The organism is Hallerella sp. (assembly GCF_022776125.1).
Taxonomy (GTDB): Bacteria; Fibrobacterota; Fibrobacteria; order Fibrobacterales; family Fibrobacteraceae; genus Hallerella; species Hallerella succinigenes.
Window position 1 is genome coordinate 1 of sequence record NZ_JALFIA010000090.1, and the last position, 21,147, is coordinate 21,147.

Below are 21,147 nucleotides of genomic sequence, written 5' to 3' on the forward strand. Positions count from 1 at the left end.
CGGGACATCGCGGGGGCCCTTCCTTTTTCCCCCGGAATCTTCCCTTGTGGCCTTGGCCCTGAAAAAGGCTCCGTGTTGAAAAGGCGGACCCGGGTCCGCCTTCTGTGTTTTAAAGGGTTTAACTGTTTTGTTTGAAATTACTTTTCTTTCGGGGTGAGTTTTCTACAAAATGGCTTTTTTGTTCTATTTTTGAAGAATGAAACCGCAGAAATTATCACTCCTGCTGTATATCAAAGATCCTTTTGATTTGAAAAAAGGTTCTTTTGATGTACTGTATTCTCAGATTGCAGTTGAAATTCGAAAGCTTTTAGAAGAATGCAAAATTCGTCTGTCTTTATACTTGCCTGGAAACGTTATTCAGGTGTGGAATAAGCAGAACATCGCTGACATTGTTTGGATGCGTGGTGCAATCCGAGAGGGGAAACTTGAAATTGTAGGCGGGGGTTTTTATGATGCAATGCTTCCTCTGTTTCCGACAGAGCTTCAAGAACTTCAGTTGAAAGAACATTTCTGTTTGGTGGAAAAAGTTTTCCAGACAGAGCCTGTGGGGTACTTTAATTCCTCGATGGCCTGGGAAATTGGGATGACGGAAGTGCTTGCGAAGCAGGGATTCCGCTATACGCTGGTTTCGGAAAAAAGTTTGCAGGATACTTTAGGGCGTGCGACGCGGGTGACGGGCTGGTATACAGCGGAAGACCGTGACTCGGTCATGCGGCTGTTGCTCATTTGCCAGAATTTATGCGAAGTTTTGCTGCAAGAGTCTTCTACGCTGCAAGCGAAGCTGGAATCTTTAGGTGAAAGCGAGACGACATGGGTTGTGACGCAAGCGATTCCGCTTTCGAGCTTGGAGAAAATAGGAGCTTTCTTTAAGCGCTTGCGTGAAAATTTTGAACAGTTCTCTTTTCAATTCTGGACGCTTTCCCATGTTTTAGAGGAATCTTCGGGTGGAAAGGTGAACCTGATGAGCGATATCGGAACGAACGTGGGGCTTCCTGCGGGTTCGCACAGCTGTCGAGAACTTCTTTTACGCCGTCCGGAAGCGGATTTGATGCACAAGCAATTGCTGATCGCCAATTCCCACGCGAAGAGCCTTTTGCCGGAAAAGGAACTTTTGGGTGTGCAGAGAAAGCTTTTGCCGTTGATGGCTCCGGAGTATTACGCGGATCTTTATGATAACGAAGGTGTGCGCAGTCCGGTTGTACGTTGGAAAGGCAATGCGAGTATTATCGCTGTTGAAGAAGAAATTGAAAATCGAGCGAAGCTCGATGGTCGACGTGTAGAAGTCTCGGATTTTTTGCGCAACGGGAATCGCCAAATTCTGGTGAACAATTCTAATTTGCAGTTCTTGCTGGAACAGCGGAAGGGCGCGACTTTGCGTTCTTTGGTTTATAAGCCAGCCCAGCTGAACCTGGTGAGCGCCTTTCAGCAGAACGGTGATGTGCCGCGTGCCTTCGCGGATCATTTGCTTCCGACGTCCCTAACGGATATGAAGCAGATCGATGCCGCATTGAATGATGGCCAAGGCATTCTTTCTGCGCCGTATGATTATGAGATTGAGCGGAAGGAAAACTCTTTGGGCGTGATGCTTCGCGCGGAGCAGATGGCGAATGTCGCTGGTAAGGAACATGTTTTGCATATCGACAAAAAATTTGAATTGAACCGTTCGAATTCGGAACTCGATGTGCGTTACGCCTTGACGAATGGAACGTTTTCGGATTTGGAAGCCTACTTTGGAACAGAGCTGAATTTGGGCGTTCGCAAAGTCCACGGTCAAAGGGCTTATTCGTTGAAGATCAACGGGCAGAGCGTTTCCCTTGACGCAAGTGTGCCGTTGCTCTTTCCGGATGCGACGGTGGTGTCTCTCAAAGACGGTCTGCTTTCCTATGCTTTCCGATTCCGTTTTTCGCAGCCGGTGAAGGTCGCGTTGAATTGGATTATGGGATCTCACCAGACCGCGGCGCCGACCGTGGTGCAGGGCGTTCGACTGTTCTTGTTTTGGAATTTAAAATTGCAGGGCCAGGGTGAAACCGATTTCGGTATTCACATGGATTTTTCTAAGCGGGGATTCTTTTTATGAATTCGGAACAGATCGATTTATTTGTAGAAGAATCCGACCAAGAAGTCTATGTGCGCATTAGCGGAACTTTTGGCTTTACGCAATTTGCGCCGTTGCGTGAAAAGGTCAATCGCATTATGGATGGCCCAGGAAAGCGTTGGTTTTTGGACGTGGACCGAGCTCGCTTTACGGACAAGGAATATCTGAAGCTTTTCTTGGATTTTTTGGAAAAGGCGAAGCAGAAAGATACGGAACTTGTACTTGTTTATAATGGGGATGAAAATAAGAATTTCTTTGCGCCGTATGCGCATATCTTTGCGGTGACGGGAAACTGGAAAACCTACCGGCGCAAGGGCGTTCTTGCTGCGATCGGAGCTGTAGGAGCCTATTACAACAAGCAGACGGGTATCCGCTTGAGTCCGTTTGTGGCGTTGGTGTTGATCTTTGTTCTATTGGGATGGTTCTTTACCTTGTACGGGATTATCCGGGGGCAGCAGGAAGAAATCCGTGTTCGGGAAGCGCATGTCTTGGAAATGGAACAGGAAACGGAGCGGATGCGAAATGAACTCGATTATTTGCAGTCGATGATCGGGCCGCTTAAAAATTTAGGTTTGATCATTGATTCGACGACTTCCAAGCGTTCAGAGACGCGCATTCGCAACTGGACGAAATATTTGGACCGTTTAGAGACTCGCCGCCGTGAAAAATAACGTCCGGCTGTCTGCAATCCCCTCGGCAATCGTTTTGATTGCGGTGATAGGCCTGTTGGCGGGCTTTATCGGTTTTTGGTGGTATGGCTCGGTCCAGATGAATCAGCTTTCGATTCGGGAAGCGCGTTTGCAGAAGGAAGCTGTGCAATACATCAAGTATCGGAATTGGACGCTAGACTATTGCCATATCTATTTCGCATTGGATATTGTCTCAAAGAATAAGATGACCTCTGCCCAGAAGAAGATGCTGAGCGATGAAATCTGGATGATTTCGCGTAATTACGGTTTTGATCCGCTGCTGATCCCTGCGATTGTTTTTCAGGAAAGCAAGGGGAATCCGAATGCGAAGGGACGGTATCGGAGCGGCGCGGAGTCGGGAGCCTATGGCTTGATGCAGTTGAAAGTGCCTACAGCCCAGTCAATTGGAAAGCGTTTTGGATTAGTGGTGAACGACGGTTCGGATCTTTTGCGTCCGGAAGTGAGCGTGGTTGTGGGAAGCGCATACCTGATGCGGCTGGTGGGGCGTTATGGAGATTTGAAGAAAGCAATCATAGCCTACAATCTAGGGCAGGGTGGGGTGGATTCCAAGATTCGAAGTGGAACGCCTCTGCCGACAAACTATTATGAAAGTGTTTTGGCAAAATATCGGAAATTACAGCGGCTTGTCCGTGAAAGGATAGGCGAAATGCCTTAGGATTTCTAAATTCAGGGGGATGATTTTTCGGATTTTGCCCTTGTTGTTAATCGCGGTCGCTTTCGCTACGGAAGTGCGGTATGATTGCGAGGGCTTTGTCGAAAGAGGCCTTTCGATGGATCCGATGCTTGCGGAATCCCGTTTTTCGACTGAAGCGAAGAAGAACAAGATTTCTGAGATCAAGGCGGCTGCCATTCTTTCCAAATTTGAAATTTCCATGATGGTGGGACCCGCTCCCGGTTTGAAGGAAACCGTGGACGATTGGGGCGATACCGTTGATACGTGGGATTTTACGAAAATGGGACCGTTCTTTGGAACGGAAATTAAGGCTGTGCAACCGTTGAATTACGGACAGTACAAGGTCGGAAAAAAAGCGGCAGAAGCGGACCTGCGCCAGACAGAAATGAGCGTCATCGGCAAGGAACATGAAAAAAGCGTCGAACTGCAAACGTATTATTACAACTATCTGCTCGCTCTTGAAATGAACCGCTTGGCGGCCGATGCCAAAAAACAGATGGACCGTGCGGAAGAAAAACTCGAAGAAGCCTTGGACGATGACGATCCGAATGTTTCGCAGACCGACCTGCTGAGGCTCAAAGCGAGCCGTCATACGCTTGACGAGGCGATCATCGATGCGGAAAACGGACTTGCCCGTGTGAAGCTCGCCGTAAAATTCTCGCTCGGGCTCGATTCAAACGAAACCTTTGCTCCGATGGACACGGTCCTTGCGGAACGGTCGGAATATTTTCCGACTCTCGACGAAGCGAAGGAGCTTGCGGTGCGGCATCATCCGGATTTGAAGCGTTTGAATGCGGGGCTTGAAGCGAGGCAGTATCAGCTGCAACTGGCAGAAGCGAAGCTCGGTCCGCAGTTCTTCTTGATGGGTGAATTTACTTATGTGAAGTCTTGGGCGGGAAACCGTACCGCGGTGCAGAAGAACGCCTTTGCGCAGGATGCGGTGAACAAGATTTCGGGTGCGATCGGCTTTGGCGTGCGTTACAATTTGAACTTTTGGCGCAGTTGGAGTTCTTATGTTTCAGCGCGGACAGAATTGCGCGGCTTGAAACTGAAAGAAAATTATGCGTCGGAAGGAATTCTTTTGCAGATGGAAGAACAGTACATTCAGACGCAAGGTGCGAAGGCGAAGCTCGAAAGCTTGCGTTCAAGCTTGAGAGCGAGCGAATCCATTTTGAAGAGCGCCGCGATGAAGTACGATCTGGATCCTTCGAATACGAGTGAACTCGTTTCGGCTTACAAGGATAACCTGATGCTTCAGAAGTCTTATTATTATGCAGTCTGCAAGTACAACATTGCATTTGCGGAACTGATCAGTCGGATGGGACTTTCCCTTTCCGAATATCATCAACTTGATTTGGGTAAATAATATGAAAATTCAAATACTTCTCTCGATTGTCGCTATGTCTTTTGTGACGGCTTTTGCGGCTGATCCGGTTCAGGCGATTTCCAAGAACGACAAAGAATTGCAGACTCTTTTGAAAAAGAAGAGCCTGAACAAGAAGGACAATGAACGCGTCAAGGCTCTGTTGAGTGATGTGTTCAACTTTAAGCGTCTTGCGGAAAAAACCCTGCCGAAAGAAACCTGGGCCTCTCTCGATGATGCTTCGAAGGATTCCTTTGCAACGGAATTTCAACGTATGGTGCGCAATTCGAGTGCAAAGCGTCTTGAAATGTATCGCACCGACAGTACGATTTACGATGCTCCGAAGCTGAAGAAGAACAATACGGAAGCGAATGTGACGGCGCATCTCTGGTACAAGGGCAAGGAATCCGTTCTCGTTTATAAGATGACATTGGAAAACGGCAACTGGATGGCTTGGGACTTGGTGATTGACGACCTTTCGACAGCTCGCAATTACAAGGAACAGTTTGCAACGATTCTGAAGACGAAGAGCTTTGGCGAACTTCTCGAAACGATCAAGAAGAAGGCTGACGAAATCGAAGAATGATTTTTGACGCTCTCGTCATTCTAGCTGCGATTATTGGAGGCGGACTTTTACTTTTCCCGGTGAAAGTCCGTTTTTTGTTTCGCGTACAGAAGAATGCGGGTAAGTTCGAAGTCCGGATCTTTCGCAAGAAGGTCTTTACGACCGAAGAGGAAACGGTAGAAGAATCGGTAGCCACAGAAGAAGTGGACGTGGCGACGGCAGAAGAAATACGCGCAAGCGAAGAAGACGACTTTGACGACGAAAATCCTTGGAAGAAGGAAGAGTCTGTTGAAGCCAAAGCTCCTGCAAACGAGAAGTCCGAAAAAAAAGCCGCGGAAAAATCGGAAGAGAAATCCGATAAAAAAAAGTCTGAAAAATCGAAAAAGAAGTCGAAAAAGAAATCTTCCGATGAAGAATTTTTGACCCTGGTGCTTGACCCGCGCTTTGATAAAAAGCTACTGAAGGATTGCTTCCAGATTGCAAAGGCTTTCTTTCGCATATTCCACTGTTACTTTGAACCGACCGTTGTCGATGGTATTCGTTTGGAGGATTACGAAGACATGGGCTATGCGATGGGCGGCTTGAATTTTTTGTGCGGTACGATACCGCTTTTCAACAACTGGGAATTTTTGATGGACTGGGAAGGAAGCCGTCCGCTAAAAGTGGAAGGTGGTTTTGTTGCATCGTTCTCGATTGCCCGGATTCTGGGCTTTGGCCTTGTGAGTGTTTGGTCCGTGCTCGGACTTGTGCTTTTGTATTTGTGGAACCTTCGCCGCTACCGGAAGAATCCGGAACAGTTCCGTTTGATTTTTTGGCGACGTTGGGTTGTTCGCTTTTTAGCGGCGGATTAAAAGTTTGATATCAAGAGGATGAAATGCAGAAATTGACTGTGGAAAGATTGCTGTCAAAACTCGGTTTTGGAACCCGTAAGGAATGCCGTGCCTTGGTGCGTGCGGGACTTGTGGAACTTGCGGGAAGAACGGTGGAAGATCCGTTTGAAGAACTCGACGCAAAGCCGGAAACGATTATGGTGAATGGCGAAGAAGTGCCGACGTTTGAAGAACTTTATTTGATGATGAACAAGCCGTGTGGACTGGAGTGCAGCCATCAGCCGCGCGATCATGAATCCGTATTTGAATCCTTTCCGCATCGGATGCTTGAAATGGGCCTGAACTGCGTGGGACGTTTGGATGCGGATTCGCACGGGCTTCTTTTGTTCTCGAACCAGGGGCAGTTTATTCACCGCGTGGAAAGCCCGAAGAAGGGCATGCTCAAAACCTATGTGGCAAAGCTTGCCAGTCCGATTACCGATCCGCAGATTCGCGTTTTGAAAGAAGGGGTGCAGCTGAAGGGCGAAAAGAAGCTTTTCATTGCACGGGAACTGGAAAAGGTTTCGGATACGGTCGTGAAGATTTCGATCGCGGAAGGCGTTTATCACGAAGTGCGTCGCATGTTCGCCGCCGTTTCGAACCATGTGGAAGACTTGGAACGCATTTCGATCGGCCATGTGAAGCTCGATCCGCAGCTCGAACTGGGAAAATGGAGATTCCTGACCGCGGAAGAAAGGGCGGAATTCCAGTAAGCGCTTAAACATGAAAAACCGCAGTCTCCAGGGATTGCGGCTTTTTCGTTTTAAAGAATTTGGAAAGGCTTAGAGAGTAGATTGGACGGTTGCCGAACCGACTTCCGAAAGCTCTGCCTGAGCGGTAGCCGCCTTTGCCGTTTTGGCGATTGCAGCCTTGATGTCAGCGGAGAACTTGAAAGTAGGGATGGTACGCTGCTGCAGGTACACTGTTTCACCCGTCTTCGGGTTACGTGCCGGACGTGCTTTGCGTTCTTTATTTACGAACGTCCCAAATCCACGGATCTCGATGGAATTTCCCTCTGCGAGGGATTCACCAACGAGGTCCAGGAATTGTTCCACAACAACACGTACCTTGTTCTTCACGAAGCCTGTTGCGCTCGTTACGTCCTGAATCAAATCTTGTTTTGTTACATTAGCCACGTTCAAAATATAAGAACCTTGGCTGAAAAAATCTACTTTTGGAACGGTTCTTTTCTTTTTTTCGTCGCTTATTCTTTGGCTATTTCGTGGACAAGTGTGAATAAATGTTGAAAAACGAGTTTCAGATTGTAAATATCCGCGTTTCCCCGTGTACGGTGCTTTCTCCGATGGCCGGTGTGACGGACGCGCCTTTTCGCCGCCTTTGCCGGGTCCTTTCGGGGAATCGGATGGGCCTGTTGGTTTCGGAATTCGTGTCTACGGATGGCGCTTCTCCGTTCATTTTGAAGAATCGGAAACAGTTGATTTTTTATCCGGAAGAACGTCCGTTTGGCATTCAGATTTTTGGGCGCCATCCAGAACGTATGGCTTATGCGGCGCATGTGCTGGAATCGCTCAAACCGGATTATATCGAAGTGAATGCGGGTTGCCCGGTTCCGAAGGTAGCGGGGAAAGGTGGCGGTGCAGGACTCTTAAAAGACCTGCCGCGCTTAAAGGAAATTCTTTGCGAAGTCAAAAAGGCGGTCTCGGTGCCGATGACTCTTAAATGTCGAGTCGGCTGGGATGAAAATTCCATCAACGTGATGGAAACCTTGAAGATTGCGGAAGGCGAAGGCGCCGATATGCTGACTGTGCATGGCAGAACGCGTGTGCAGGGTTACAACGGTTTTGCAAACTGGGACTTGATCGGGGAAGTCGCCAGCGCGGCAAGGATTCCGGTCGTCGGAAACGGCGATGTGAACAGTGTGCAGTTTGCGTTGGAATGTCTAGAAAAATATGACGTGAAAGGCGTTTCCATTGGACGCGCTGCGATGCACAATCCGTGGCTCTTTGGTGAAATTGCCGATGCGCTGGAAGGCAAGGCTCCGCGTGTGGTGACGGCGGAAGAAGCTTGCTCGGTCTTTAAGACGTATTACGACTTTATGATGGAAGAAAGTACATCGACACCGTTCGGGGCGCTGGGACGCTTAAAGCAGCTCGCGGCGCGCCTTTGCAAAGGCTTTGTTCCGGAAACGCCCGAGTTCCGCCAAAAGGTTTTGACGAGCCAGTCGCCCGAAGAATTCTTTGAACGCGTCGAACTTTTTAAGGATTACGCGAAAGCGAATGCGATGACTTTTGCACCGGAGCGCCTGATGAACTTGAACGGCCGCAAGGAAGATACGATTTCCTTCGAGCGGCAGTTTAAAGGCTAAGACGGTACTTTCTCCAATCACCCAGAATGGAAATATCTTTGGCCAGGCCTTCGTCTGCTTTTTGCAAAATGGAGGTGTCGCCGATAAAACCGGAAACGATCTTTCCGCTTGAAAGCTTGATTTTTCCCATGCCGAGAGGCGCTGGAATATTCGCCACGAACTTTCCGAATTCCGCTGGGGAAAGGGCGTAAACTTCGACGTAGAAGCTCGAAGTTCCTCCGAAAATCATCGCAGGCTTTGGAATCTTTCCGTCTTGGAAGGCGTACATTTTGTACTCGGGCGCGGTTGTCGTCGCTTCGATGAAATTCGCGGACTCAAGCTGGTAATGCAGAGGCTCGCCTTTTAAGTGTGCCCCGCAAACGGCAAATTCCACTTTGGAACTGAAAAAGGGAGAAACCTTTTCGGCGACGTCGAGAAGCATGAAATCGTCAAAGGCTTTGCCGACGAGGGTCACGCCGAAGGGAAATTCCGAAACGTTCGGGTCGGAGCTTTTGGCTGTTCCTGCGGGAATTGCAAGTGCGGAATAGTCGAGCAGGTTCATGTAGTTTGTGTAATAGCCGAGATTGGAATTCAGCTGGATCGGGTTTGCTTCGACTTCGGCGGTTTTGTAAGTGGTGCCTGCGGTTGGCGTTAGGATAATGTCTACCTTGGAAAATTCACGCTCGGCGATTTTCTTTTTTTCTTGCAAAGCGTGAAAACCTGCGAAGACGGCACTCGGATGCGGTGTGGTTTTGGGACTGATGATCGCCTTGGTGACCGGGTGAATTTCTTCGGGATGTTCATCGATGAACTTGCCGACAGCGTCGTAACGTTCAAAGACCCAAGGGCCTTCATAAAGCAGGCGGGCCGCTTCGAGGAACGGGGTAAAGTGAATGGTGACCTTTTTCCCGCCTGCTTTTTCAAAGACTTTGACGGCTTTTTCAAAGGCTTCCTTGTAACCGGAGTTGCCAAAAAATTCGAGTTCATTTTCGGCGGGAACTCCGAATGTCCAGTCTTCGGGAAGACGCTTTGCGGATCCGTTCGGTTCGTTCCACGGGGCGACTCGGGAATAGGCATCTTCAGAGTCTTCAGCGGTGGCGAGGTTTAGGACGTAGCGGGCGTCTGCATGGTTCAGGGCGAAAATGGAAACGCAGTCCAAGCTTTTGCAGGCTGGGATCACGCCGTTTGTGCTGAGAATGCCACGGGTCGGTTTGACGCCGACGAGATTGTTGAAAGCTGCCGGTATACGGCCGGAACCTGCAGTGTCTGTGCCGAGAGAGAAACTGCAGAGGCCATAGGCGAGAGCTGCGGCGGAACCGGAGCTCGATCCTCCCGAGATGTATTCGGGAACGTATTTATTCGGAATTGCGCCGTAGGGCGAGCGGACGCCGACAAGGCCTGTAGCGAACTGGTCCATGTTCGTTTTACCGAGCGGGATTGCGCCGAAATCCATGAGACGTTTGACGACGAACGCGGAACGTGAAGGCTTGTATGCATAAGCGGGGCAGGCGGCTGTGCTTTCAAATCCTTCGCAGTCAATATTGTCTTTGATAGCGAAGGGAATGCCGTACAGGGGAAGGCTTTCGGGATCCCTGGCTTCCAGTTTTTTTAGATAGGAGTCCAACTGTCCCTCGGATATTTTGGAAACCCAGATAGCGGCCGGAGCTTTTTCTATTTCGGCGAAAAGGGATTCCAGGAGTTCTCGCGGAGTGAGGGTGTGGGAACGGTAGGCGGAGAGCAGGGAAGAAATTTCCAATTCCATAAGAACCTCTACTTTATAAAATCATTTTATAAAGTAGTATTAAATTGGAACTTGGCGAAGGGAAATTTCTGTTAAAAAAGGTGCATTTTTTGAAGCGAAAACTTACAGACAAATATGTTAAAGTATGTAAGTTGTAATAACAAAAATGGCGTGGTGAAAATCAGTCGTTTTGGAGGAAATGTTCCGTCGCGATTTTTGTGAGGCCGAGGAAATATTCGTCCGAAGAATCCGTGATGAAGAAGAGCCTTGGAAGTTGCGGTCTGCGCAAGTGGTTTCGCATTTGCATGTCCAGATTTGCCTTGGAAAGCTTTTCGGCAAGGCCCCCTGTAAAAACGATGACGGCAGGGTCGAGGAAGGCGACCGTTGCGAAGAGAACTTGCCGGATATAGGGGAGGGCGCTCTTCACATTGTCAAAGATGTCGAGCTGCTGATTTCTGGAAAACGGGAACGGGAAATAGGAAAGTTCACCGGCAAAATTGGCGTTTCCGCGGAGGATTTTGCCATCGACGAGAAAGCCTCCTGCGGGAGGATTTCCCTTGGGCGTAAAGAGTATGGCGACGTTTTTTTCGTTGGCATTTCTTTGCGAATATCCGAGAGCGATTGCGTTCATGTCGTTTTCGACATAGGTCGGAATGCCTGTTTTCTGCTCCATTTCGTGGCTGAGGTTAATTCCGTTGAGGTCAGGGAAGTCGCTGAATTCCACGCTTCCCTGGCTGACGCCGCCTTGAACGCCGATGGAAATCATGCAGATTTTCGGGTTCTGTTTTAAGAGCTTTTGAACACACTGGAGAAGGCTTTTTAATTTGATGTTTTTGCATTTGAATTCGCCCTTGCCGTGTAGCCCGTACATCGCATCTGTGATGCGGTAGTGGATGCTTTCTGCACCGCCTTCAAAGAGCGCGTACAGGCAGAGGAATCGGCACCGTTCGGAATTATAGCGGTATGACATGGCGGGGCGCCCACCGCTGGATGTGCGGAAGTTTTCGGCGATGACTTCGCCGTTTTCAACGAGACCGTTTAAGATGTAGCCGCATGTGGCGACGGTTAAATTCGTCAATTTGGCAAGCTCCGGTTTGGTGATGGAGCCGTTTTCGAGTAAGATCTGGCGTATCTTTCTTGTAGAGTCGTGGGGCATAACTTTTTTATAGTCGGAACAATTTTGTATAAACTTTATAAAATAATTTTATGAAGTTGTCAATGTCTGTGGGAAGTTTTATTGCAAAATCTTGAGACGTGCCTTTTTTGACTGAATTTTCACGAATTGGAATGTTTTGGCATTGATTTTGCGGAAAGGGAATGCGAACATTCCTTTCAGTGAGGTCTATATGAAAAAGTTCAAATGGATGATGATGGTTTCTCTGCTTCTGGTTGCTGCTCTTTATGCCGACAAGCCTGTTCTGAAAATTGCCTACAGCGATTGGCCCGGTTGGACTGCCTGGGAAATTGCGGACAAGAAGGGTTTCTTTAAAAAGCACGGCGTGAATGTGAAGCTCGAATGGTTTGAATATGGACCTTCGATGGATGCTTTCGCCGCAAAGAAAGTGGACGCCGTGGGCGTTTCGAATGGCGATGCGATGGTGTTGAATGCAACCGGCGCACGTAACGTGACGATCCTGATTAATGACTACAGCAACGGTAACGATAAGATTATCGGCGCTCCAGGAATCAAGTCAATCCGGGATCTGAAGGGGAAGAAGATCGGTGTGGAAATCGGTTGCCTTTCCCACGCTTTGCTAATCAATGCGTTAACCAAGAACGGTTTGAAGGAATCCGATGTTACGCTGGTCAATATGGCGACCCATCAAGCTGTGCAAACCTTGGAAAGCGGTGACGTTTCTGCGGTTGTCGCTTGGGTTCCGCATTCGGTGAATGCCTTGGATAAAATCGCCGGGTCGACGGAACTCTATACCAGTGCAAATGAGCCGGGCATTATCTATGACGTGCTCGCGGTTTCCCAAGAATCCATGATGAAGTACAAGGATGAATGGGCGAAGGTGGTTGCTGTCTGGGACGATGTGGTGGCCTATATCAACGATCCGAAGAATGAAAAAGAAATGGTGAAGATTTTGGCGGACCGTGTCGGTGTTTCGGAAAAGCTTTACTCCCGATTCCTCGGCGGTACCAAGTTCCTTCGTGTTGGCGAAAGCCTGAAGTACTTCAAAAAGACGGATAACGGTTTCAGCTCGATCTACGGATCTTCCAAGTGGGTGAACGATTTCTTTGTGAAGAATCGCGTCTACGAAAAGAATGTGGATACCAAGCGCTATATCGTTCCGACCTTTACGGAAGACTTTGTGAAAAGTTCCAAGTAAAACGTTTTCTCAACATCTCAACCTGGAATTGCAAAACATGAACTGTCCCATTGGAATTAGAAAGAATCTTGGAAAAAGAGGAAGTTTAATTCTCGCCATCCTTTCCTTTGTGATACCGCTCGCTGTGTGGAGTGCGGTGAGTTATATCCCGTTTATCTATCATCCGTTGGTACAGGTTTCGGATGCTGGTGGCAGTCTGTTTTGTGAACCGGGCGATGAGATTGCAAAAGAAAATTTTGCTGCAGAAAATGCAAGCCTGGTTGCTGCAGGCGAAAAGCCGATGACGGGAGTCCGTAAGAATCCGACGTACCTGCCGGCTCCGCATGAAGTGGCAAAGGCTTTGGTGACCGCCTTCAAGACGCCGCCGAAGCGCGATGGCGATTTGTGGTTTCACGAAAGCATTCTCCACTCGATCAAGATTGTGTTCCTCGCTTTTTTCTTGTCGAGCCTTGTCGGTTTGCCACTCGGTATTTTAAGCGGATCGATTCCGTTCTTTGAAAAACTGACAGCGCCTTTTATTGAATTTTTTCGCTACTTCCCAGCGCCTGTGTTTGGAGCCTTGGCGGTAGCGATTCTCGGCATTAACGATGCACCGAAGGTAGCGATTATCATCATCGGTACGTTCTTCCAGCAGGTTCCGATGCTAAGCGCAACGATGCGACGTGCGGATCCCGCTTTGACAGAAGCGGCTCGGACTCTAGGCGCGTCTCCGGTACGCGTTTTGATGAAGGTCGTTATTTCGGAAGTTGCGCCGAAGATTTACAAGGATATGCGCATTCTGCTCGGTTGGGCATGGACATACTTGATCGTTGCAGAAGTGGTCGGTACGAGTTCCGGTATCACCTGGTTCATCAATCAGCAGGCGAAGTACCGCAACTTCGACAATGTTTATGCGGCGATTGTCATCTTGGGTATCATCGGTCTTGGCTGTGACCTGATTCTCGATAAGATAGGCAAGGACCTGTTCGCTTGGGAAAGTGGCCGCATCGGATTCTTGACGAAGATTCGCCGTGAACTGATGTCTCCTAGAAACTATGTGTTCTCGTTCCGTTTGACTCCGGAAGAAAAAGCTTTGAAGGAAAAAAATCATGGAAAGCTCTGAATTCATTCTTGAAGCGAAAGATATTGTCAAGGATTTCGCTGAAAGCGATGGCAGTCCGCGGCGCGTTTTGGACGGGATTTCCTTTGGCGTCCAACGGCGTGAATTCCTTTCGATCATCGGACCTTCTGGCTGCGGCAAGTCAACGCTCATTCGCATTGCGGCAGGCCTTGAAACAGTTACAAGCGGACATTTTTTGCTCGACGGTAAAAAGGTTTCGGGTACAAGTGCAGAACGCGGAATGGTGTTTCAGAAGTACACGCTTTTCCCGTGGCTTTCGGTGAAGCAGAATGTGATGTTCGGCTTGATTTCATCGGGATACGGAAACAACGATGCGGAAGAAAGCGCTTTGCAGTGGTTGCAGATTGTAGGCCTTGAAAAGTATGCGGAATACTATCCGAAGCAACTATCGGGCGGTATGCAGCAACGTGTTGCGATTGCAAGAGCCTTGGCACCGCAACCGCGCGTGCTTCTGATGGACGAACCGTTCGGCGCATTGGATGCGCAGACCCGTTCGCAAATGCAGAAGTACTTGCTCGAAGTCTGGAAGAATATTGACATCACAATCCTTTTTGTGACGCACGATTTGGATGAAGCGGTATTCCTTTCGGATCGCATTTTGACGCTCCAAGCAAATCCGGGCAAGGTCAAAGAACTGGTTACGGTCGATGTTCCGCGCCCGCGTACCGAAGAGAGCTTGTTCCTTCCGGAATTCAAAACACTCCGGTCACACGTCGAAGACTTGATCCATCCGGTTTCGGAAAAGAAGCCTGAGGAAGAAACGTTCAACATTGTCAATATGGTCGGCAAAAAGAACGCCGTACGATAAAATTTCAATTAGAGAGGTAATCTTATGGGAAACGAAAATGTCTTGCTCACAAAAACGATCGCGGGTGGCTGGAATTATTCCCGCGTGGTGAAGCGTGGTCAGAAAATCCGTTTGACGGATTTGGAAGGCGGTGCAAACGCTTCGGTTCTTTGCTACAACGCGAAGAATTTTTCGGAACGCTTTAACTTGGGTGACACTTTGAAGATTCAGCACATCTGCCGTATTACTGAAAACTGCTGCCTTTACAGCGATATGGGACGCATCCTTTTGAGCGTGGTGAAGGACACGGTGGGCTGGCATGATCCTCTTTGCGGTTGCACACATGCGGGCCTTATCAAGGAACGTTTTGGCGAACATAATTACCAGAACTTCCGTAACGATTTTTACCGCAATGGTTACGATTCTTTGCTGGTGGAAATGGGGAAGCACGGGATGACGAAACGTGATTTTACGGAACTGGTGAATTTTTTCAGCAAGGTCGTGGTGACGTCGGACGGCAAGATGACCTTTGTGGAAAATAATTCGAAGCCGGGTGATTATGTGGAACTCCGTGCTGAAATGGATACGCTTGTCGTGATCGATACCGGTATGCATCCGCTGAATCCGTCGAAGGAATACTTGAGAAAGCCGGTGAAGGTAGAGCTTCTCACATGCGAGACTTCGACAGCGGACGATCCGTGCTTTACCTCTTGCCCGGAGAATTCTCGCGGTTTCATTAACACGGCTGATTACAACCTGTAAAAGAGGAGATGAAAAATGTACACAAAGTATTTGGAAAGCTCCTTGAAGGAAGAAGATGCTGTTTACGTGGAAGATGTGCCGGCTGGTGAAGGATGGCTGCATCTGATCAAAAAGGGTCAGACGTTCCGAATCTTGGATTTGGAAGGGAACCAGGCTGTGGACACGCTCTTCATTAATGCGAACAATCCAGAAGAACGTTACAGCGTGCAGCAGACCGTGCAACGTCAGGCGAATTGCCTTGTGGGTGTCGGAACGGTTCTTTATTCGAACGATGACAATCCGATGCTCACGATTACTGCAGACCTTTGCGGCGATCACGATACGCTTGGAAGCGCTTGCTCCTGCGAAAGCAACACCTGCCGTTATTCCTTGGACAAGCGTTATATGCACGCCTGTCGAGACTCTTTTTTGAAGGTTCTTTTGGCGGAACCGGGCCTTGACAAGCGTGACCAGGTGAACAACCTGAACTTCTTCATGTACGTGCCTTTTGACGAAAAGGGAAATTTGAATTTTGCAGATGGAATTTCGAGCCCAGGCAAGTATGTGGAAATGAAAGCGGAAATGGATGTGTATGCGGTGGTGAGTAACTGTCCGCAGTTGAACAATCCTTGCAACGCTTATAATCCGACCCCGATTCGTATGATTATCTGGGACTAAAAAGAGGTGCTTTATGAATTCGAAACGGAAAGAAAGTGATCGTCGTATCGAAGATGCTTGTTTTGAAGTGACGGCTTATGCAGGCGAAGGCAAAATGCTTTTGTTAAAGAAAGGACAGGTGCTCCGCTTGATAGATGTCGAAGGAAATCAGTCGGGCGATGTGCAGATTTATAATGCGCATGATACGTCGGAACGATACAGCGCACAGAATACAATTACGGCCCAGGCGAATTCGATGATTGAACTCGGAACGGTCATTCGTTCGAATGAGGATAATCCAATGCTCACGGTGATTGCGGATACTTGTGGCGAACATGATACGCTTGGAAGCGGATGTTCGGCAGAAGGAAACTGTGTGCGTTATACGGACAAGACCCGTTACATGCACAGCTGCCGTGATACGTTTGTGAGAACGTTGCAGGATTATGGCATGAGCAAGCGGGATCAGGTGTGCAATCTGAACTTCTTCACCAAAGTGATTCTCGATGACACCGGTCGCTTGGAATTCGCGGACGGAATTTCGGGACCCGGAAAGTACATCGATCTGCGCGCCGAAATGGATGTTCTCTTTTTGCTTTCGGATTGCTCTCAGCTGAACAATCCTTGTAACGATTACAATCCCACCCCGATTCGGATGGCCATTTTCAATGCTTGATTTGGATGCGGCATACGATAACACGAAAGCGGTAGTGGAAAGCGCGGAGCTTTTGAAAGGCTTTGATGCGCGAAGCAATGCGCTTGCCGCCCGTTTTTCGGAGACGATGGATATTCCGTATGGAAAAGGTGTCCGCGAAAAGTTCGACTTTTTCCCGGGAAATCCGGGTGCGGGAATCTTTGTGTTCATCCACGGTGGATATTGGCAAATGCGGCACAAGAATTCGTTCCGTTTTTTGGCAAAGGGTCCGCTGTCCTTGGGAATGCACGTGGCTTCGGTCGGCTATACGCTTGCACCGGAGGCGAGCCTTTCGGAAATCGTCCAAGAAGTGCGAAGTGCGATTCACCAAATCTGTGGATTTGCAAAAGCCTTTTTGGCGGATACAGAAAAGATGGTCGTTTCCGGATGGTCTGCGGGTGGGCATTTGGCTGCGATGATGCTCGATGAACCTTCGGTTTTGTCGGCGCTTGCGGTGAGTGGAATCTATGACTTGGAACCGATTTCCAGGTGCTATTTGAATCAGGCGTTGAAACTTTCTCCAGAGGAAATTTTGAACTTGAGCCCGATGCGAATTCCGTGTGTTCCGAAGCCGATGGCGATTGTCGTTGGTGCAGAGGAACTTTCGGAACTGCGCCGTCAAAGTCTTGAATTTGCGACACGGCGTGCCGCAGAAAAAATTCCGGTGACATTTGGTCTGTTAGAAGGCTGCAACCATTTTACGATTCTGCATGAATTGGAAAATCCGAGCGGCGTTCTTTGCCGGATGCTTGCTTCGCTTTTGAAGTGAGTAAAAAGACAGCCCAAAATTTGAAGAGGAATTGTCTATGTTTAAGAAAGTATTGATTGCAAACCGCGGCGAAATCGCTTGTCGCGTGATTCGTTCCCTCAAGGAAATGGGAGTCCAGTCTGTCGCAGTCTATTCCGATGCCGATGAATGCGCGGCTCATGTTTTGATGGCAGATGAAGCAGTGCGCATTGGACCCGCGATGGCGAAGGAAAGCTATCTGAATGTGGAAGCGATTCTTTCTGCAATCAAGCAGACCGGTGCAGAAGCAGTTCATCCGGGCTATGGTTTTTTGAGCGAGAATGCGGAATTTGCAAAGGCCTTGGAAGAGAATGGCGTCGCATTCATTGGACCGACTCCGAAGCAGCTCGTAGAATTTGGATTGAAGCACCGCAGCAAGGAACTCGCCGAGCAATTCGGAGTGCCACTTGTACCGGGAACAGGACTTTTGGAAAACGTAGACGCCGCCGCCGAAGGCGCCTCTAAGATCGGCTACCCGGTGATGCTCAAAAGCACCGCAGGCGGTGGCGGTATCGGCATGAGCATTTGCCATAGCGAACAGGAACTTCGTGAAAACTATGACCGCATCAAGCGTCTGAGCGAAAACAACTTTAAAAACGCTGGACTCTTTGTGGAAAAGTATGTAGAACGCGGTCGCCATGTGGAAGTTCAGATTTTTGGCGATGGCGAAGGAAACGCTGTGGTCCTTGGCGAACGCGACTGCTCTGTGCAACGTCGTAATCAGAAGGTTGTTGAAGAAACGCCTGCCCCGTGCCTTCCGGAAGAAACTCGCAAGGCTTTGCATGCATCGGCGCTTCGCCTGGTGCAGGGCGTCAAGTATCGTTCTGCGGGTACGGTCGAATTTATTTATGATGCCAAGGATGACAAGTTCTACTTCCTCGAAGTGAATACCCGTTTACAGGTGGAACATGGCGTGACCGAAACGGTCTTCGGCGTGGATCTTGTCCGTTGGATGATTGAACAGGCTGCAGGCATTCGACCGTTTGAAATCGGCGCGACTTTTACCCCGAAGGGACACGCGATGGAATTCCGTGTCTATGCAGAAGATCCGGGCAAAAATTATCGCCCGTCGAGCGGTCTTTTGACGGAAGTGAGCTTCCCCAAAGGCGTCCGCGTGGATACTTGGGTTTCGCGCGGAACCGAAGTCAGCGCCTTTTACGATCCGCTGCTTGCGAAGGTGATCGTTTCTGGCGAAGATCGTGAAGACAATATTTGCAAGGCGAAAAAAGTCCTTTCCGAAGTCAAGCTTTGCGGCTTTGAAACGAATATCAAGCTGCTGCAGGATGTGCTTGAAATGGAAGACTTTGTTTCGGGAAAAGTTTCCACTTGGATCTTGAACGATTACAAGTACGAAAATTCGACTTTCGAAATTCTCGCCCCAGGTCTGCAGACGACTGTGCAGGATTACCCGGGCCGTCGGAACTTGTGGGATGTGGGCATTCCGCCTTCCGGTCCGATGGACAATTACAGCTTCCGCTTGGCCAATAAGATTGTCGGTAACGCAGAAAGTGCCGCAGGCATCGAAATGACCCTTTCCGGCTGTTCGATCTGTTTCCATACGAAGACGATCATCGCTTGGACGGGTGGCGAATTCCCGGCGAAGCTGAACGGAAAGCCTTGCCTCAAGAATCAGCCGGTGAAGATTGAAGACGGTGACGTGCTAAAGTTTGGCATGACGAAACTCGGTCAGCGTGCTTATTTGGCAGTCCGCGGCGGTATTGACGTTCCCGATTATCTGGGAAGCAAGTCGACGTTTACGCTTGGCGGCTTCGGCGGTCATGGTGGCCGCGCTCTTTCGGCAGGGGACATTCTCCACATCGGAAGTGCGGTCGTTGCGGAACCTTTGACGCCTGCGGCAGAAGCGCTTCCCGAACTCACGACCCAGTGGGAAATCGGGGTGATGTACGGACCTCACGGCGCTCCGGATTATTTGACAAAGGAAGATGTGGACGCTTTCTTTGCGGCGAACTGGGAAGTGCATTATAACTCTTCTCGTACGGGCATTCGCTTGATCGGTCCGCAGCCGAAGTGGGCGCGTCCAGATGGCGGTGAAGCGGGGCTTCATCCTTCTAACTTGCACGATAACGCTTATGCGGTGGGAACTGTGGACTTTACCGGTGACATGCCGATCATCTTGGGTGTAGACGGCCCGAGCCTTGGAGGCTTTGCGTGTCCGGTCACGATCGTTTCTTCGGAACTTTGGAAGATCGGTCAGCTGAAGAGCGGTGACCGTGTGAAATTCATTCCGCTGACGGCAACGGCTGCAGAAGAGATCCGCCTTGCCCGTGAAGCGAACCTTGAAAATCCTGCCGAAGCGCCTGCTAAAATTCCGGCTCTGGTCGCCGCCAAGGTGGAAACTCCAGTCATCGCCGAGTTCCACAAGGAAAGTGAAATGGAACACATCGTCGTCCGTGCAGACGGTGACGATTACGTCCTCTTGGAATTCGGCCCGGCCATTATCGATTTGCGCTTGCGCTTTACGGCGCACTCGTGGATGCTTGCAGTCAAGGAAAAATTGAAGGACGTTGTCATTGATGTGACTCCGGGCATCCGCTCAATCCAGATTCATTATGACATCCGCAAAATCCGCCAAGCGGAAATGCTCCAGGAACTCGCTTCCTTGGCGGAACATTTGAAGAAGAACAAGGTGACGAAGGTTTCGACGAGAACGGTTTACCTGCCGCTTTCTTGGGACGATCCGCAGACGCGCCTTGCCATTCAGAAGTACGTTTCCACGGTCCGCCCAGGTGCTCCTTGGTGCTGCCCGAACAACATTGAATTCATTCGCCGCGTGAACGGTCTGGATTCGATCGACGATGTGAAAAAGATCGTCTTTGATGCGGACTACCTGGTGATGGGCCTTGGCGATGTTTACCTGGGCGCCCCTGTGGCGACACCGCTCGACCCGAGACATCGTCTTGTCACGACCAAGTACAACCCAGCCAGAACGTGGACACCGGAAAATGCAGTCGGTATCGGTGGCGCTTACATGTGCGTTTACGGCATGGAAGGTCCTGGCGGATACCAGTTCGTTGGCCGTACCGTGCAAATGTGGAACCGTTTTAAGAAGACGAGCGATTTCACCCTGCCGTACCTGCTCCGATTCTTTGACCAGATCCGCTATTACGAAGTCGGCGCGGATGAACTTTTGCAGATGCGCAAAGACTTTATTGCGGGCAAATTCCATGTGAAGATTGAAGAAAGCTCATTCGACATCACGGAATATGAAAAGTTCCTTGCCGAAAATGCGGAATCCATCAGCGCCTTTGAAAACAAGCGTAAACAGGCATTTGAAGAAGAAAAGGAACGCTGGATTGCCACGGGCCAGTTTACTTTCGAAAGTCACAGTGCAGAAGCCGCACCGGTTGCAGACGTCACCCTTGGCGAAGGCGAAGAAGGCGTTTACTCTCCGGTGGCGGGAAGCCTCTGGAAACTCGTGGTCACCGAAGCGGGCCGAAAGGTGAATGCGGGTGACACCCTCGCCATTCTCGAAAGCATGAAGACCGAAATTCCGGTCGTCGCTGACGAAGATGTCGAAGTCACCCAGATCTTTGCCAAGACTTCGATGGAGGTCCGTTCTGGGCAGTGTCTTTTTGCCGTGAAACCGCTTTAAAACCTTGCCCTGGAAATCATTTTATCCATAATGCTGCATTTTTTTTCAGCATTATGGATAAATTATCCATATAAAATTATCTGAGCCGGGGAAA

18 protein-coding genes and 1 pseudogene are annotated in these 21,147 nt (G+C 49.4%); 16 read left to right on the plus strand and 3 right to left on the minus strand.

The genetic code is table 11. The features are described from left to right. The first annotated feature begins 196 nt into the window (after positions 1–196). From MR847_RS10720 to MR847_RS10750, 7 genes are read left to right on the plus strand one after another with little or no spacing between them, the layout of a single operon-like run. Positions 197–2,077 carry an alpha-amylase/4-alpha-glucanotransferase domain-containing protein gene (locus MR847_RS10720; RefSeq protein WP_287723737.1) on the plus strand — a complete coding sequence of 627 codons (1,881 nt, stop codon included), beginning with the start codon at positions 197–199 and terminating at the stop codon, positions 2,075–2,077. Further along, a complete protein-coding gene (locus MR847_RS10725; protein WP_100425532.1) occupies positions 2,074–2,766 on the plus strand; it encodes a hypothetical protein in 693 nt (230 codons plus the stop codon). The genes MR847_RS10720 and MR847_RS10725 overlap by 4 nt, the downstream gene beginning before the upstream one ends. Beyond that, complete coding sequence (locus tag MR847_RS10730) at positions 2,756–3,460, plus strand: lytic transglycosylase domain-containing protein (RefSeq protein WP_100425533.1); 705 nt, start codon at positions 2,756–2,758, stop codon at positions 3,458–3,460. The genes MR847_RS10725 and MR847_RS10730 overlap by 11 nt, the downstream gene beginning before the upstream one ends. Before the next feature lie 19 nt (positions 3,461–3,479). Beyond that, positions 3,480–4,844, plus strand: coding sequence for a TolC family protein (locus MR847_RS10735; RefSeq protein WP_287723738.1), 1,365 nt, complete (start codon positions 3,480–3,482; stop codon positions 4,842–4,844). Between the two features lies 1 nt (position 4,845). Further along, positions 4,846–5,427: an MlaC/ttg2D family ABC transporter substrate-binding protein gene (locus MR847_RS10740; RefSeq protein WP_106519863.1), complete on the plus strand. Its 582-nt coding sequence runs from the start codon at positions 4,846–4,848 to the stop codon at positions 5,425–5,427. Continuing rightward, positions 5,424–6,257, plus strand: a complete 834-nt coding sequence (locus tag MR847_RS10745) for a hypothetical protein (RefSeq protein ID WP_287723739.1) — start codon at positions 5,424–5,426, stop codon at positions 6,255–6,257. The genes MR847_RS10740 and MR847_RS10745 overlap by 4 nt, the downstream gene beginning before the upstream one ends. A gap of 23 nt (positions 6,258–6,280) precedes the next feature. Then, on the plus strand, positions 6,281–6,988 hold the full coding sequence (locus tag MR847_RS10750) for a pseudouridine synthase (protein ID WP_106519861.1): 708 nt from the start codon (positions 6,281–6,283) through the stop codon (positions 6,986–6,988). Positions 6,989–7,057: 69 nt separating this feature from the next. On the opposite strand, the gene MR847_RS10755 is transcribed toward MR847_RS10750, so the two are convergent. Continuing rightward, positions 7,058–7,411, minus strand: a complete 354-nt coding sequence (locus MR847_RS10755) for an HU family DNA-binding protein (protein ID WP_100426792.1) — start codon at positions 7,409–7,411, stop codon at positions 7,058–7,060. A 104-nt stretch (positions 7,412–7,515) separates the two neighbouring features. Between MR847_RS10755 and MR847_RS10760 the strand changes: the two genes are divergently transcribed. After that, complete coding sequence (locus MR847_RS10760; protein ID WP_287723740.1) at positions 7,516–8,601, plus strand: tRNA dihydrouridine synthase; 1,086 nt, start codon at positions 7,516–7,518, stop codon at positions 8,599–8,601. Here the strand turns inward: MR847_RS10760 and atzF are convergent. Both atzF and MR847_RS10770 read right to left on the minus strand, forming a co-directional pair. Beyond that, the gene (gene atzF / locus MR847_RS10765) at positions 8,591–10,342 is read right to left on the minus strand and encodes an allophanate hydrolase (RefSeq protein WP_287723741.1); all 1,752 of its coding nucleotides are present in this window, start codon (positions 10,340–10,342) and stop codon (positions 8,591–8,593) included. The genes MR847_RS10760 and atzF overlap by 11 nt on opposite strands. A gap of 160 nt (positions 10,343–10,502) precedes the next feature. Beyond that, positions 10,503–11,477 carry an ROK family transcriptional regulator gene (locus tag MR847_RS10770; protein WP_287723742.1) on the minus strand — a complete coding sequence of 325 codons (975 nt, stop codon included), beginning with the start codon at positions 11,475–11,477 and terminating at the stop codon, positions 10,503–10,505. 190 nt (positions 11,478–11,667) lie between these two features. On the opposite strand from MR847_RS10770, the gene MR847_RS10775 reads away from it, so the two are divergent. The 8 genes and pseudogenes from MR847_RS10775 to uca all read left to right on the plus strand — a co-directional run bounded on the left by MR847_RS10775 (position 11,668) and on the right by uca (position 21,053). Further along, positions 11,668–12,654 (plus strand): ABC transporter substrate-binding protein, encoded by a 987-nt coding sequence (locus tag MR847_RS10775; protein ID WP_106519858.1) that lies wholly within the window; start codon positions 11,668–11,670, stop codon positions 12,652–12,654. A 37-nt stretch (positions 12,655–12,691) separates the two neighbouring features. Continuing rightward, positions 12,692–13,636, plus strand: a pseudogene (locus tag MR847_RS10780) (ABC transporter permease); the annotation flags it as partial. A 106-nt stretch (positions 13,637–13,742) separates the two neighbouring features. Then, positions 13,743–14,582 (plus strand): ABC transporter ATP-binding protein, encoded by an 840-nt coding sequence (locus tag MR847_RS10785; protein WP_287723744.1) that lies wholly within the window; start codon positions 13,743–13,745, stop codon positions 14,580–14,582. Between the two features lie 24 nt (positions 14,583–14,606). Continuing rightward, positions 14,607–15,323 (plus strand): urea amidolyase associated protein UAAP1, encoded by a 717-nt coding sequence (locus MR847_RS10790; protein ID WP_287723745.1) that lies wholly within the window; start codon positions 14,607–14,609, stop codon positions 15,321–15,323. Between the two features lie 15 nt (positions 15,324–15,338). Continuing rightward, entirely contained in the window at positions 15,339–15,980 is a 642-nt protein-coding gene (locus MR847_RS10795; RefSeq protein WP_106519856.1) for an urea amidolyase associated protein UAAP2, read from the plus strand. Positions 15,981–15,993: 13 nt separating this feature from the next. Then, positions 15,994–16,635 carry a DUF1989 domain-containing protein gene (locus MR847_RS10800; protein WP_100425545.1) on the plus strand — a complete coding sequence of 214 codons (642 nt, stop codon included), beginning with the start codon at positions 15,994–15,996 and terminating at the stop codon, positions 16,633–16,635. Continuing rightward, positions 16,628–17,422: an alpha/beta hydrolase gene (locus MR847_RS10805; protein ID WP_100425546.1), complete on the plus strand. Its 795-nt coding sequence runs from the start codon at positions 16,628–16,630 to the stop codon at positions 17,420–17,422. The genes MR847_RS10800 and MR847_RS10805 overlap by 8 nt, the downstream gene beginning before the upstream one ends. Positions 17,423–17,459: 37 nt before the next feature. After that, positions 17,460–21,053 carry an urea carboxylase gene (gene uca / locus MR847_RS10810; RefSeq protein WP_100425547.1) on the plus strand — a complete coding sequence of 1,198 codons (3,594 nt, stop codon included), beginning with the start codon at positions 17,460–17,462 and terminating at the stop codon, positions 21,051–21,053. The last annotated feature ends 94 nt before the right edge of the window (positions 21,054–21,147 follow it).